Origin of the sequence: Ramlibacter sp. (assembly GCF_035706265.1) — a bacterium.
Lineage (GTDB): Bacteria > Pseudomonadota > Gammaproteobacteria > Burkholderiales > Burkholderiaceae_C > Ramlibacter.
Genome location: NZ_DASSVG010000088.1, coordinates 1 through 13,497 on the forward strand (window position 1 = coordinate 1; position 13,497 = coordinate 13,497).

Sequence of the window (13,497 nt, forward strand, 5' to 3'; positions counted from 1 at the left end):
GAACGTGAGCAGCAGGAGCGTCAGCACCAGCACGGCGAAGGTGGAGAGCGAGATCCACCAGGCGTCGATGTTGTTCTTGCCCTGGCTGAGAAGCTCGCCCAGCGAGGGCGTGCCGGGTGGCACGCCCAGGCCCAGGAAGTCCAGCGAGGTCAATGCCAGGATGGCCGCGCTCATGCGGAAAGGCAGGAAGGTGATGACGGGCGTCATGCTGTTCGGCAGGATGTGCTTCCACATGATCCGGCCGTTGGCCACCCCCAGCGCCTTGGCCGCCCGCACGTAGTCCATCTGCCGGTTGCGCAGGAACTCCGCCCGCACGTACTGCGACAGCCCGGTCCATCCGAACAGCGACAGCAGGATCAGCAGCAGCGCCACGCTGGGCGAGAAGATCGCGCTGAAGATGATCAGCAGGTACAGCTCCGGCATCGACTCCCAGATCTCGATGAAGCGCTGGAACGCCAGGTCGGTCTTGCCGGCGAAGAAGCCCTGGATCGCGCCGCTGATCACGCCCAGCACCACGCCGATGAAGGTGAGCGCCAGGCCGAACAGCACGCTCAGGCGGAAGCCGTAAATGAGCTGCGCCAGCATGTCGCGCCCGCGATCGTCGGTGCCCAGCAGGTTCTCGCGCGTCGGCTTGGAAGGATTCGGCTCCTTGGCGAAGTAGTTGATCGTCTTGGGCCCGTAGGGATTGGGCGCGTAGACGGCGAAGTTGTCGCCCTTGTGCAGCTGCTCGCGGATGAAGGGATCGAGGTAGTCGGTCTCGGTGAGGAAGTCGCCGCCGAAGGTGGTCTCCGGGTAGCTGTTCACCATCGGGAAGTAGTAGTCGCCGTTGTAGCGCACCAGGATCGGCCGGTCATTGGAGAGCACCTCGGCGAACAGGCTCAGGATCACCAGCACCAGGAAGATCACCAGGCTGACGAAGCCCAGGCGGTTCTTGCGGAAGCGCCGCCAGGCGCGCCGCGCCGGCGAGACGTGCACCCACAGGGCGGGCGGCGTGAGGTTGGCCGAGCCCGCGCCGGCCGTCTGGCCGGCGGCCGTGGGATCGGCCAGCAGGTTCGGGCTAGTCGAACTTGACACGGGGGTCGACCCAGACGTACATGAGGTCGCTGAGCAGCTTGGTCAGCAGCCCCAGCACGGTGAACAGGTACAGCGTGCCCAGCACCACGGGATAGTCGCGGCGGATCACGCTCTCGTAGCTCAGGAGGCCGAGGCCGTCGAGCGAGAACAGGGTCTCGATCAGCAGCGAGCCGGTGAAGAAGGCGCCCAGGAAGGCCGCCGGGAAGCCGGCGATGATCGGCATCAGGGCGTTGCGGAACACGTGCTTCCACAGCACCCGGCGCTCGTCCAGCCCCTTGGCGCGCGCGGTCAGCACGTATTGCTTGCGGATCTCCTCCAGGAAGGAGTTCTTGGTCAGCATGGTCGTCACCGCGAAGCTGCCGACCACCATGGCCGTGACCGGCAGCGTGATGTGCCACAGGTAGTCGACGATGCGGGCGGGCCAGCTCAATTCCTCCCAGTTGCCCGAGGTCAGGCCGCGCAAGGGGAACCATCCGAGCTGGCCGCCGAAGATCACCAGCAGCGCCACCCCCAGCACGAAGCCGGGGATCGCATACCCGATCAGCACGACCAGCGTCGTCACCAGGTCGAAGCGCGAGCCGGCCCGCACCGCCTTGGCCACCCCCAGGGGCACCGCGATGAGGTAGCTGATGAAGAAGGTCCACAGACCCAGGCTGATGGAGACGGGCAGCTTCTCCTTGATCAGCGTGGAGACGTCCTTGTTCTGGAAGAAGCTCTTGCCCAGGTCGAAGCGCGCGTACTGCCCCAGCATCTGGAAGAAGCGCTCGTGGGCCGGCTTGTCGAACCCGTAGAGCGCCTTGATCTGCTCGATGCGCTTGGGGTCCACCCCCTGGCCGCCGCGGTAGCTGAAGGCGCCGCCGCCCTCGCCCCCGCCGCCGCCCACGTTGGCGCGCGATTCGGCCAGGTACTGCTCCACCGGACCGCCCGGCACGAACTGCGTCACGACGAAGGTGACCAGCAGCACGCCGAACAGCGTGGGCAGCATCAGCAGCAGGCGCTTGAGGATGTACGAGGCCATGGCGGGTCAGGTCGCTTTCACATGTTCGCCTGTTGCGGCTTGGCCCACCAGGTGTCGATGGCCCAGCCCTCGCCCTGCGAGTACGGCGGCATCGGCAGCATCGGCTGCAGCCGCCAGGCGTTGTAGACGATGCGGTGGGTGGGCGCCGTCCACTGCGGGATCAGGATGTGCGAGTGCATGATCACGCGCTCCAGCGCGCGGCACGCCGGCAGCATCTGCGCCTTGGTCTCGGCGCTGGTCATCCTGCGCAGCAGGTCGTCGACGGCGGGGCTCTTGATGCCGGTGAGGTTGCCCGAATCCTCGATGTCGGCCGACTTGCTGCCGAACAGGTCGACGTATTCCTGGCCGGGTGTGGCGGTGCCCGGATAGGCGAGCGAGATGATCTCGAATTCCTTGCGCTGGAAGCGCTGCTGGTACAGCGCGAAATCCACGGTGCGGAAGTTCAGCGTGATCCCCAGCTTCTCCAGGTTGCGCATCCAGGGCGTGACCGTGCGGGCGCCGCCTTCCTGGCTGTCCAGGTATTCCAGCACCAGGGGCTCGCCCTTGTCGTTGCGCAGCGCGCCGTCGCGCACGTGCCAGCCGGCCTGCTTCAGCAACTCGCGCGCATGCCGCAGGTTGTCGCGCAGCGAGTGCGGCGGGTCCGTGCGCGGGGCGACGTAGGCCGGGCCGAAGACGGCGTCGGGCACCTTGCCGCGCCAGGGCTCCAGCAGCGCCAGTTCCTCCTTCGACGGCAGGCCGGAGGACTTGCATTCGGTGTTGCCGAACAGGCCCTGCACCCGCTGGTAGGAGTTGTAGAACAGCTGCCGGTTCATGTACTCGTAGTCCACCGCCAGCCCCAGCGCCTCGCGCACCCGCACGTCCTGCAGCTTGGGCAGGCGGGTATTGAGCACGTAGCTCTGGAAACCGGAAGGCAGCTGGTGCCGGAACTCCGCCTTCACCAGTTCGCCGGTGTTGAAGCGCCGGCCGTTCACGCGCCGCGCCCAGTCGCCGGCGGAGAAGAAGCGCATCAAATCGAACTCGCCGGCCTTCAGCGCCTCCAGCCGCGCGGTGTTGTCCTTGTAGATCTTCACCGTGATGCGGTCGAAGTTCGAGGTGCCGCGCCGCACGTTCAGGTCCCGCCCCCAGTAGTTCGGGTCGCGCACGTAGGTGATGTCCTTGCCGAAGTTGACCGGCCCGATCTTGTAGGGGCCGCTGCCGATCGGCACCTCCATCACCACTTCGTCGAAGCGCTTGGGCTTGCCGTTCACCATGCCCCACTTGTGGCTGAAGATCGGCATGCCGCCCACCGTGAGCGGCATCTCCCGGTTCTTGCGCTTGAAGCGGAAGCGCACCGTGCGCTCGTCCAGCACGTCCAGGCCCGCCAGGTCGTCCAGCGTGGTCTTGTAGGCCGGCGAGGTATAGGGGCCCAGCAGCGTGTCGAAGGTGTGCTTCACGTCCTGCGCCAGCACCGGGTCCCCATTGTGGAAGCGGGCCTCCTTGCGCAGGCGGAAGGTGGCGGCCAGGCCGTCGGGCGTGACCTCCACGTCCTCGGCCAGCAGGCCGTAGCCGGAGCCGATCTCGTCCGCCGCGCCGGCCAGCAGGCTGTCGAACATGAGGCCGGCCAGGTAGGCGGGCGGCGAGCCCTTGATCGTGAACGGGTTGTACTTGTCGAAGGTGGAGTAGCGCAGGTTGCTGACCAGCCGCAACTCCCCGCCCTTGGGAGCCTGGGGATTCACGTAACCGAAATTGGGGAAATTCGGCGGGTACTTGAGGTCCCCCCACAACGCGTAGCCATGGGCGGCCCAGGCGGCCGGGCAGATCAGCGCCAAGGCCAGCAATGTCGGCAAACCTCGCATGCGACAATTCTGCCGAGAATTTTCAAACGAGAGACCCATGGGCTTCCTCACAGGCAAGAAATTGTTGATCACCGGCGTGCTGTCGAACCGCTCGATCGCCTACGGCATCGCGCGGGCATGCCGCGACCAGGGCGCGGAACTGGCGTTCAGCTACGTCGGCGAGCGTTTCAGGGACCGCATCACCGAATTCGCGGCCGAGTTCGATTCGAAGCTGGTGTTCGAGTGCGACGTCGGCGACGACGCCCAGATCGACAAGCTGTTCCAGGACCTGTCGGCCACCTGGCCGAAGTTGGACGGTTTCGTCCACAGCATCGGCTTCGCCCCGCGCGAGTCGATCGCCGGCGACTTCCTGGACGGCCTGTCGCGCGAGGCCTTCAAGACGGCGCAGGACATCTCGGCCTACAGCTTCCCGGCCATGGCCAAGGCGGCCCTGCCCTACCTGAACGACAACGCGGCGCTGCTGACCCTGACCTACCTCGGCGCCGTGAAGATCGTGCCGCACTACAACACGATGGGCCTGGCCAAGGCCTCGCTGGAAGCCTCCGTGCGCTACCTGGCCGGCTCGCTGGGCCCCAAGGGCATCCGCGTCAACGGCATCAGCGCCGGGCCGATCAAAACCCTGGCGGCCAGCGGCATCAAGGACTTCGGCAAGCTGCTCAGCATCGTCGCCGGCGCCGCGCCGCTGCGCCGCAACGTGACGATCGAGGACGTCGGCAACGCGGCCGCCTTCCTGCTCAGCGACCTGGCCAGTGGCATCACGGCGGAGATCATGTACGTCGACGGCGGCTTCTCGCAGGTGGCGATCGGGGTGGAAGACCAGCCTTGAGAGCGCAGGGGGCGGCCTGAGGCGCCCCCACCCCTGCCCTCCCCCAGCGGGGGAGGGAGGAAAACCAATCAGTCCTTCACGCAGTCCGCGTAGTACCGCAGCTTCCCGTTCGCATCCTCTTCGGCCACCAGGCCGTGGATGTCGGTCTCGAAGCCGGGGCATTCGGCGTTGAAGGCGCGGGCGAACTTCAGGTAGTCCACGATCTTCCTGTTGAAGACCTCGCCCGGGATCAGCAGCGGAATGCCGGGGGGATACGGCGTCACGAGCGAGGTCGTGATCCGCCCCTCCAGCTGGTCGATCTCCACCCGCTCGGTCTTGCGGTGGGCGATGTACGAGAAGGCCTCGCTCGGCTTCATGGCCGGCTGCAGGTCCGACAGGTAGATGTCGGTCGACAGCCGCGCGATGTCGTACTTGGCGTACATCTCGTGCACGTACTGGCACAGGTCCGCCAGGCCCATGCGCTCGTAGCGCGGGAACTGCTGGCAGAACTCCGGCAGGATGCGCCACATCGGCTGGTTCTTGGCGTAGTCGTCCTTGAACTGCTGCAGCGCCGTCAGCAGCGTGTTCCAGCGGCCCTTGGTGATGCCGATGGTGAACATGATGAAGAAGCTGTAGAGGCCCGTCTTCTCCACGATCACCCCGTGCTCCGCCAGGAACTTGGTGACGATCGAGGCCGGGATGCCGGTCCTGGCGAACTTGCCGTTCAGGTCCAGCCCCGGCGTCACCACGGTGGACTTGATCGGGTCCAGCATGTTGAAGCCCTCGGCCAGGTTGCCGAAGCCGTGCCACTTGGCGGCGCGCGACTCGCCCTTGATGATCCAGTCGTCGGCGCGGCCGATGCCCTCTTCCACCAGCCTGTCCGGGCCCCAGACCTTGAACCACCAGTCCTTGCCGTAGTCCTGGTCCACCTTGCGCATCGCGCGGCGGAAGTCCAGCGCCTCGGCGATCGACTCCTCCACCAGCGCGGTGCCGCCGGGCGGCTCCATCATCGCGGCCGCCACGTCGCAGCTGGCGATGATCGCGTACTGCGGGCTGGTCGACGTGTGCATCAGGAAGGACTCGTTGAACAGGTGCCGGTCGAGCTTGTTCTCCTTGGCGTCCTGCACCAGCACGTGGCTCGCCTGGCTGATGCCGGCCAGCAGCTTGTGGATGGACTGGGTGGCGTAGACCAGCGACTGCTGCGGCCGCGGGCGCTTCTTGCCCATGGCATGGAAGGCGCCGTAGAAGGGGTGGAAGGCGGCGTGCGGCAGCCAGGCCTCGTCGAAGTGCAGCGCCTCGACGTAGCCATCGAGCATGCCCTTGATGGTCTCGGTGTTGTACAGGACGCCGTCGTAGGTGGACTGCGTGAGCGTCAGGATGCGCGGCTTGACCGTCTCGGGGTCCACGCCCTTCAGCAGCGGGTTGGCGCGGATCTTGGCCTTGATCGACTCGGGCGAGAACTCGCTCTGCGGGATCGGCCCGATGATGCCGAAGTGGTTGCGCGTGGGCCGCAGGAACACCGGGATCGCCCCGGTGAGGATGATGGAGTGCAGGATCGACTTGTGGCAGTTGCGGTCCACCACCACCACGTCGCCGGGCGCCACCTCGTGCTGCCACACCATCTTGTTGGAGGTGCTGGTGCCGTTGGTGACGAAGAAGCAGTGGTCGGCGTTGAAGATCCGCGCCGCGTTGCGCTCGGAGGCGGCCACCGGGCCGGTGTGATCGAGCAGCTGGCCCAGTTCGTCCACCGCGTTGCAGACGTCGGCGCGCAGCATGTTCTCGCCGAAGAACTGGTGGAACATCTGGCCCACCGGCGACTTCAGGAAGGCCACGCCGCCCGAGTGCCCCGGGCAGTGCCAGGAGTAGGAGCCGTCCTCCGCGTAATCGAGCAGCGCCTTGAAGAACGGCGGCTGGATGCCTTCGAGGTACGCCCGCGCCTCGCGGATGATGTGGCGCGCCATGAACTCCGGCGTGTCCTCGTACATGTGGATGAAGCCGTGCAGCTCGCGCAGCACGTCGTTGGGCAGGTGGCGCGAGGTCTTGGTCTCGCCGTAGACGTAGATCGGCACCTCGGCGTTCTTGCGCCGCACTTCGAGGATGAAGTTGCGCAGCTTCACCACGGCGGGGTCGATCTCGGCGCCGCCGGTGACTTCCTCGTCGTCGATGGACAGGATGAAGGCGCTCGCGCGGCTCTGCTGCTGCGCGAACTGCGACAGGTCGCCGTAGCTGGTGACACCCAGGACTTCGAAGCCTTCCGCCTCGATCGCCTGCGCCAGCGCGCGGATGCCCAGGCCGGAGGTGTTCTCCGAGCGGTAGTCTTCGTCGATGATGACGATGGGGAAGCGGAACTTCATGGAGGAGCGCGTCGCGGCGTCGAAATAGGCGGGGGAAGCGGCGAGTGTATGAAATCCGCAGCGCCCACATTGTCGGACGGATGAGGAATTGGCCCACAATGCGCCCAAAGGGGGCTTATGGCTGACTCCACTCTGTGGTGGCTGCTCGCCGGTGCGGCGGTGGCTGTCGAACTCCTGACGGGGACCTTCTACCTGCTGATGCTCGCCATCGGGCTGGCGGCCGGCGCGATCGCGGCCCATGGCGGGGCCGGGCCCTCCACCCAGCTGGTCGTCGCCGCCCTGGTGGGCGGCGGGGCCGTGGCCGCCTGGCACCTCCTGCGCGGCAAGCGGCCCTCGGAGCCGCCGGCGCAGGCGAATTCCGCCGTCAATCCCGACGTCGGCGAGGCCGTGCAGGTGGAGCACTGGGGGGCCGACCACACGGCCACCGTGCGCTACCGCGGGGCGAACTGGACGGTCGTGCCCTTCGGCGGCACGCCCCAGGGCCCGGGCACCTACCGGGTGCGCGAGGTGGTGGGCAGCCGGCTCGTCGTCGAGAAAGTCTGACAAGGAGAACAAGAAATGACCATTGCAGCGGTCCTCTTCATCATCGCCGTCGTCTTCGTCGTGCAGTCGGTCAAGGTCGTGCCGCACCAGCACGCGTGGGTGGTGGAGCGCCTGGGCAAGTACCACCAGACGCTCACGCCGGGCCTGAACTTCCTGATGCCCTTCGTCGACCGGGTGGCCTACCGCCACAGCCTGAAGGAGATCCCGCTGGACGTGCCCAGCCAGGTCTGCATCACCCGCGACAACACGCAGCTGCAGGTGGACGGCATCCTGTACTTCCAGGTGACGGACCCGGTGCGGGCCAGCTACGGCTCCTCCAACTACATCGTGGCGATCACCCAGCTGGCCCAGACCACGCTGCGCAGCGTGATCGGCCGGCTGGAGCTGGACAAGACCTTCGAGGAACGCGACATGATCAACCACCAGGTGGTGCAGGCGATCGACGAAGCGGCCGTCACCTGGGGCGTGAAGGTGCTGCGCTACGAGATCAAGGACCTGACGCCGCCGGCGGAGATCCTGCACGCGATGCAGCGCCAGATCACGGCGGAGCGCGAGAAGCGCGCCCTGATCGCGGCCTCCGAGGGCCGGCGGCAGGAGCAGATCAACATCGCCACCGGCGAGCGCGAGGCCTTCATCGCCCGCTCGGAAGGCGAGAAGCAGGCCGAGATCAACAAGGCCCAGGGCGAGGCGGCCGCCATCGTGGCCGTGGCCGACGCGACGGCCGACGCCATCCGCAAGGTCGCCGACGCGATCCGCCAGCCGGGCGGCGAGCAGGCGGTGCAGCTCAAGGTGGCCGAACGGGCCGTCGACGCCTTCGGCAAGGTGGCCGAGGACTCGAACACCACGCTGGTGATCCCCGCCAACATGAGCGAGGTCTCCGGCCTGATCGCCTCCGCGATGAAGATGGTGGCCGGCACGCGTTCCTCGGGACCGGCGGGCACCGCTTCCTAGTTCTCGGGCGGGCGGCTGGAGCGGTAGGTCCCGTCCAGGGGGCTGGGGCGCGAGCGCAGGCCCCGGGGCAGCAGGCCGGTGAACTGGGGATGCAGCGCGTCGACCCGCTCGCGCGCCTCCGCCTCGCCGTACAGCCTGGCCAGTTGCGCCATCAGCTCGCCGCGCGCGTACCAGAGCGCCTCCACGCTGACCGCGTAGCGGATGCGCCGCACCAGCTGCTCGGAGCGCGCGCCCTGCGTCTGCACCGCCATCGACAGCATCTCGCGGCGCAGGTGCTCCAGCCGCTCGGCCTGCTCCGCCGGGTCGAGCTCGGGTGCGGTGCTGACGGTGAAGATCGCCGTGATGGTGCTTCTGAGATCCTTCGTTTTGAACCAGCGCATGGGGACGTTCCTTGTCTCTTCTTGTGTTGTTCAGCGGGACCCGCCGGGGGGGAGCGCCGCGGGTGCGTGCAGGGCCAGGAGTTCGGCCACCGCGAGTTCGGCCACCGCGGCCGGTGCCGCGCCGGGGCCGGCCAGGTCGGCCAGCCGGGCAAAGGTGAAAAGAAGGGGCGCCTCGCCGTGCGTGCCCTCCAGGCGGGGCACCCCGTAAGTCAGTTGCTGGCGCTCCTCGCGCGAGAGCTTGCCCACCAGGTTGCGCGTGAGCAGGATCGCGCCCATGCGGCTGCAGCGTGAGAGGTGGCCGGCGCGGTCGGCGGCATCGCCGAGGACGCGCAGGTCGGATTGCCCCGGCAGGCCCAGGGTACCGAGCCAGTCCTGGCCCTCGTCGATGCCGATGTTGACGCGCAGCTCCAGGTCCCAGCCCTTGCGCACGCGCCAGCGCTGGCTGACCTGCCGCATGGTCTCGCGGGCGCGGTGGGCCGCCGCCAGCGCGCTCCAGAGATAGCTGCCTCCGGGCTGCGGGAGGAAGTAGCAGGCCAGCGCCTCGCCGACGGGCCGGCCGGGCCGGCCCTGGTGGGCGCGGAAGATGGCATCGAGCTCCAGGCCGACTTCGTTGAGGAGCTCGAAGTACTCCTCCGCGCTCAGGCGCACCCACAGGTCGGCGGCGTCCTGCAGCACGGCGACCAGCACCGCGACGGGGGTGAGCGTCGGCGGCGTCGCGTCTTCATTGTTCCCCGCCGCCGCGTCGGCGCCGGCCTCGCCGAGCGCGAACAGCACGCCTTCGCGGAAGTGCACCGCATGGATTCGACGGGCCGGCATGGCGCCCGCAGGCGGCAGCAGCGACTGGGCCACCAGCGGCAGCGCGGCGGGTCGGGGGATCTGGCCGTAGAGGGCGTGGAAGTGATTGGAGGCCGCGCCGTCCAGGCCGGCGAGCACTTGCGTGGCCGGCAGGCCGCGCGCGCGGGCGGCTTCCAGGTGGAAGCGCACGAGCGCGTCGCGTCCCTGTGCTTCGTCGCCGGCCAGCAGATGCCGCAGGACGTTGCCCGAGGCGCCACGATGCGCCAGCGGGGACAGCGGCGAAGCCGCGGCCGGCTCGTTCATCCACACCAGGAGGAAGGCGTCGTTCACCAGGTAGGCCGGCTGGCCGGCGTCCACGGGCGTGACCGCGGCGATCAGGTTGCGCGCCGCGGCCGGCGCCGGCGGCGGCACCGAGGCGAGCGGCGCGGGCGCCGGCGGGGCCTCGAGGCGGGTGGTTTCGGCGGCTTGCGAAGGCCGTGACGCGGCGGGGGTCGGTGCCGCCGTGCCCGCATGCGACGCTGCGGCGAAGTGGCCGGCGATGCGCGTGATGCTCCAGCCTTCGCGCTTGAGGCGCTGGATGGTCTCGATGCGCGCGAGGGTGTCGTCCGGGAAGAAGCCGATGCGGGGCGCCGCGCCGTGCTCGGGCCCGGGCGGCAGCACCCGCGGCTTCGCGATGAGGCCGCTGGCGATGTAGTTGTTGAGCGTGGCCCGCGAGATGCCGGTGCGCTCGATGATCTCCTTGCTGGTGAGCAAGAGTGGCCTCTGTGTTCCTGGACTGTTTAGACACAACTGTAGACAGATGTGAACAGTTAGTCAAACGTGCATTGGACAGTTGTGGGCGCGAGGCAACGGAACTGACGGCGGAGAATCCCGTCAAGAGGAGCCTGGCCCCGGAGAACGAGCGCTTCCCAGCGCATGAGATGGTGCCGGGTATGGCTGGCCGGCGGCTCATTTGGACTGTTACCTATGTGTCCAGATAACTGTCTATGTTTGCCTGTCTCTGTCCACTTCAATTTGGACAGACGACTTCCCGAACCTGTCAGCCCATGTCGAACTGCAGCCGGTCCTCATCGTGCGACAGCAGCACCCTGCCCTTCGTGGTCTTGCACGTCCAGGTCTGCTGCAGGCCGGGGTTCGGGATCGAGAGGGTCTGCACGTCGAAGACGACCTGGCACATGCCGCCTTCGCAGCGCGCCGACTCGTAGCGGATGGCCTGCCCCGGCGGCTGCAGGGCCCGCACCTCGGCGGCCAGTGCGTGGCATTGCGAATAGTCGTCCGGATCGCGCCAGCCGGTGCGGTTCTCGACCCAGGGCGGCTGCGTGAGGTCCAGTTCCAGCCCGGCGAAGCGGGCCTGGAAGAAGGTGAGCTCCGCCAGCACCTGCCCTTCGCGCAGGCCGTCGGAATCCATGAAGAACCGCCAGCGCCAGAAGGCGAGCTCCCCGGCCACCGTGGCCGGATCGTCGGCGCCGTACCAGGCACCGGGTTCATGGGGCCGGCGGAAGCGCGAAGGCCACGGGGACACGTAGCGGAATGGGGTGAAAAGCAGGTAGTGCGTGCCGGCGGCTGCCGGTGGCAGCTTCGGCTTGCTCTCCTCGAGCAGTTGCTCCAGCAGCAACTGCTCGTCGAGGTCGTCGACCAGCCGCATGGTCGCCGCCCGGTGCTGGGCCTCCACGCCCCGCCACAGCGCGCGCTCCCCCCACTGGAGCTGCGCCAGCCACTCCTGGCGCCAGGACATCACACCACCGCGCGGGCGCCGTCCAGGTAGTTCACCACGCGCACGAGCCCATCGACCTTCAGGATCGCCTCCCTGGGCGGCTCGTTGAACGCACGGTTGAAGCTGGCCATCCACGCCTTGCGCTGTGCATCGCTGTTGCCGACCAGCGCGTCGAGAGAGCGGTAGACGCGCACCAGCAAGGCCGCCAGTTCGGCCGGCTTGGAGCCGAGCTCCAGTGCCTTCTCGCCCTTGGACATGCGCGAGACTTGGGATTCGCTGAGGCCCACCACCCGCGCCAGCGCGGCATTCGTCAGGCCCAGCAACTCGGCCGCCCTCAGCGTTGCCTTGGTCAGAACCGCAGCCCCCGCCGGAACCTGGCCGCACACGATCGCAGCATCAGCCATGGTGCGCCCCTTTCTCTGTTGCTACAGCAATTCTAGTCCAATCATATTGCTGCAGCAATATTGCGACCGCTGGATCTTCCGCACGAGACACCAGCCGACTCTGGCCGCCAGTGAGCCGGCATGCCGCCGCGCGCGCGGCGCGCTCGTTGACGCCCATCAAACCCGTCCGTCCGCGGCCGCCCATCTTTCAATGGATCGCGGAGGGGTCATGCTTCCATTCACGTACGAGCAGTTCGTCGACGTTTTCGCCACCTACAACACGCGCATCTGGCCGGCGCAGGTGCTCGCCTATCTGGTGGCGCTGGCCATCCTGTTCGGCCTGAAGAGGCGCTCGGCGAACCTGGTCTGCGCTGGACTGGCCCTCATGTGGCTGTGGACCGGCGTCGCCTACCACTGGATGCACTTCGCGAGCATCAACAAGGCCGCGTGGCTCTTCGGCGCCCTGTTCGTGCTCGAAGGCGCCCTCCTCCTCCTGATCGGCGCGACCGGCCGCATTCGCTTCGGCACGGGGGCCGGGCCGCTGGGTGTCGTGGGCTGGGGGTTCATCGCCTACGCCACGGTCGCCTACCCCTTGCTGGGCCTCTGGACCGGGCACGGCTATCCGAGGATGCCCACGTTCGGCGTCACGCCCTGTCCCGTGACGATCTTCACCTTCGGCGTGCTGCTGCTGGCGAGGCCGGTGGTGCCGAAATCCGTGCTGGTCGTGCCGCTGCTCTGGTCGCTGGTCGGCGGCAGTGCGGCTTTCCTGCTGCAAGTGCCGCAGGACTGGGTGCTTCTGTTCAGCGGGGCGGCCGCCCTTCCGATGCTGCTGCGAAAAGACTCCCGGACAGTCCCAGCTTCGACCTGAGCACGCCGAGCCCGGATGCGACACGGCGTCGCCGGCTCCGCGACAACGTGTCGCGAAGCGGCGCGCCTGTTCTCCTGCCAGTGGTGTGAACCAGGAAGCAGCAACTCCCGAGAGCACGAGGCAAGGAAGCCGGGACCGCATGGCGCGAATTTCGCTTCGGGACCTCGCCAGAGACCGGGCGTTGCGGGGTGCCTGAGCCGTACCTACATTGAGCCGCATCGGGGCCGACCCTCGCGCCCCGCATGACCGGAGGTCAACGCCATGTCCCCACTGCGTACCGAGACGACCCGCAGGCGCCTTGTCACTCTCGTCGCCGCGGCCGGAGCAGCAGGCGCCGCGCTGCTTCACCTGCCCCGCGCCACGCCGCGCCAGGCTGCGGCCTTGCAAGGGCCGCCGGGAAGTGGCGGCAACCGCTCCGGCTACCGGCTCACGGAGCACGTCGCGAGGTATTACCGGTCCACTTTGTTCTGAACGCCGGCCAACCGGGAGGTGCCAAGTCGTGAGAACCGTCCTCGTCCTTTCCCTCGCGGCCCTGGCTTGCGCCGGCTGCGCCGAGCGCGAGCAGACCGCCAGCGGCATCAAGAGCGACGCCGCACCGTTCAGCGGCACCAACAAGCAGCCGCCCTTCACGGCGGCCGGCTGGAAGCCCGGCGACCGCGCGAACTGGGAACAGCAGTTGAAGGTGCGCACCGTCAACGGGCAGAACGACTATGTCAAGGTTCCTTGATCTCCTCGCCGCGGGCGTGCTGTCGGCCGTCCTGGCCGGCGGTGCGTTGG

The 13,497-nt window shown here is 68.0% G+C and carries 13 protein-coding genes; 5 read left to right on the forward strand and 8 right to left on the reverse strand.

Translation table 11 applies throughout. The features are described 5' to 3' along the window. From VFM98_RS03340 to VFM98_RS03350, 3 genes are all read right to left on the reverse strand, one after another. Positions 1-981: ABC transporter permease (locus tag VFM98_RS03340; RefSeq protein ID WP_325108496.1), on the reverse strand; the 981-nt coding region annotated here is incomplete at its 3' end. A gap of 76 nt (positions 982-1,057) precedes the next feature. Continuing rightward, a complete protein-coding gene (locus tag VFM98_RS03345) occupies positions 1,058-2,092 on the reverse strand; it encodes a microcin C ABC transporter permease YejB (protein WP_325108483.1) in 1,035 nt (344 codons plus the stop codon). A gap of 17 nt (positions 2,093-2,109) precedes the next feature. Next, positions 2,110-3,927, reverse strand: a complete 1,818-nt coding sequence (locus VFM98_RS03350; protein ID WP_325108484.1) for an extracellular solute-binding protein — start codon at positions 3,925-3,927, stop codon at positions 2,110-2,112. A gap of 37 nt (positions 3,928-3,964) precedes the next feature. Between VFM98_RS03350 and fabI the strand changes: the two genes are divergently transcribed. Continuing rightward, entirely contained in the window at positions 3,965-4,753 is a 789-nt protein-coding gene (fabI, locus tag VFM98_RS03355; protein ID WP_325108485.1) for an enoyl-ACP reductase FabI, read from the forward strand. A gap of 68 nt (positions 4,754-4,821) precedes the next feature. Here the strand turns inward: fabI and VFM98_RS03360 are convergent, their stop codons facing one another. Further along, positions 4,822-7,086 (reverse strand): arginine/lysine/ornithine decarboxylase, encoded by a 2,265-nt coding sequence (locus tag VFM98_RS03360; protein ID WP_325108486.1) that lies wholly within the window; start codon positions 7,084-7,086, stop codon positions 4,822-4,824. Between the two features lie 117 nt (positions 7,087-7,203). Between VFM98_RS03360 and VFM98_RS03365 the strand changes: the two genes are divergently transcribed. Beyond that, on the forward strand, positions 7,204-7,629 hold the full coding sequence (locus VFM98_RS03365) for an NfeD family protein (protein WP_325108487.1): 426 nt from the start codon (positions 7,204-7,206) through the stop codon (positions 7,627-7,629). 15 nt (positions 7,630-7,644) lie between these two features. Then, positions 7,645-8,580 (forward strand): stomatin-like protein, encoded by a 936-nt coding sequence (locus tag VFM98_RS03370; protein WP_325108489.1) that lies wholly within the window; start codon positions 7,645-7,647, stop codon positions 8,578-8,580. Here VFM98_RS03370 and VFM98_RS03375 read toward each other — a convergent pair. The 4 genes from VFM98_RS03375 to VFM98_RS03390 all read right to left on the reverse strand — a co-directional run bounded on the left by VFM98_RS03375 (position 8,577) and on the right by VFM98_RS03390 (position 11,873). After that, positions 8,577-8,960: a hypothetical protein gene (locus tag VFM98_RS03375; RefSeq protein ID WP_325108490.1), complete on the reverse strand. Its 384-nt coding sequence runs from the start codon at positions 8,958-8,960 to the stop codon at positions 8,577-8,579. The two genes, VFM98_RS03370 and VFM98_RS03375, sit on opposite strands and share 4 nt — an antisense overlap. A 30-nt stretch (positions 8,961-8,990) precedes the next feature. Next, positions 8,991-10,508 (reverse strand): MerR family transcriptional regulator, encoded by a 1,518-nt coding sequence (locus VFM98_RS03380; protein ID WP_325108491.1) that lies wholly within the window; start codon positions 10,506-10,508, stop codon positions 8,991-8,993. Positions 10,509-10,794: 286 nt separating this feature from the next. Then, positions 10,795-11,490, reverse strand: a complete 696-nt coding sequence (locus tag VFM98_RS03385; protein ID WP_325108492.1) for an RES family NAD+ phosphorylase — start codon at positions 11,488-11,490, stop codon at positions 10,795-10,797. Further along, complete coding sequence (locus VFM98_RS03390) at positions 11,490-11,873, reverse strand: MbcA/ParS/Xre antitoxin family protein (RefSeq protein WP_325108493.1); 384 nt, start codon at positions 11,871-11,873, stop codon at positions 11,490-11,492. The genes VFM98_RS03385 and VFM98_RS03390 overlap by 1 nt, the downstream gene beginning before the upstream one ends. Positions 11,874-11,919: 46 nt before the next feature. Here VFM98_RS03390 and VFM98_RS03395 point away from each other — a divergent pair, with 46 nt between their 5' ends. Continuing rightward, positions 11,920-12,720 carry a DUF6064 family protein gene (locus VFM98_RS03395; protein ID WP_325108494.1) on the forward strand — a complete coding sequence of 267 codons (801 nt, stop codon included), beginning with the start codon at positions 11,920-11,922 and terminating at the stop codon, positions 12,718-12,720. A gap of 499 nt (positions 12,721-13,219) precedes the next feature. Next, positions 13,220-13,447, forward strand: a complete 228-nt coding sequence (locus VFM98_RS03400; protein WP_325108495.1) for a hypothetical protein — start codon at positions 13,220-13,222, stop codon at positions 13,445-13,447. Positions 13,448-13,497: the final 50 nt, after the last annotated feature.

Coding starts and splice junctions, on each gene's coding strand:
- fabI (WP_325108485.1), top strand. CDS start 3,965: ATGGGCTTCCTCACAGGCAAGAAATTGTTGATCACCGGCGTGCTGTCG.
- VFM98_RS03365 (WP_325108487.1), top strand. CDS start 7,204: ATGGCTGACTCCACTCTGTGGTGGCTGCTCGCCGGTGCGGCGGTGGCT.
- VFM98_RS03390 (WP_325108493.1), bottom strand. CDS start 11,873: ATGGCTGATGCTGCGATCGTGTGCGGCCAGGTTCCGGCGGGGGCTGCG.
- VFM98_RS03385 (WP_325108492.1), bottom strand. CDS start 11,490: ATGTCCTGGCGCCAGGAGTGGCTGGCGCAGCTCCAGTGGGGGGAGCGC.
- VFM98_RS03375 (WP_325108490.1), bottom strand. CDS start 8,960: ATGCGCTGGTTCAAAACGAAGGATCTCAGAAGCACCATCACGGCGATC.
- VFM98_RS03350 (WP_325108484.1), bottom strand. CDS start 3,927: ATGCGAGGTTTGCCGACATTGCTGGCCTTGGCGCTGATCTGCCCGGCC.
- VFM98_RS03370 (WP_325108489.1), top strand. CDS start 7,645: ATGACCATTGCAGCGGTCCTCTTCATCATCGCCGTCGTCTTCGTCGTG.
- VFM98_RS03345 (WP_325108483.1), bottom strand. CDS start 2,092: ATGGCCTCGTACATCCTCAAGCGCCTGCTGCTGATGCTGCCCACGCTG.
- VFM98_RS03360 (WP_325108486.1), bottom strand. CDS start 7,086: ATGAAGTTCCGCTTCCCCATCGTCATCATCGACGAAGACTACCGCTCG.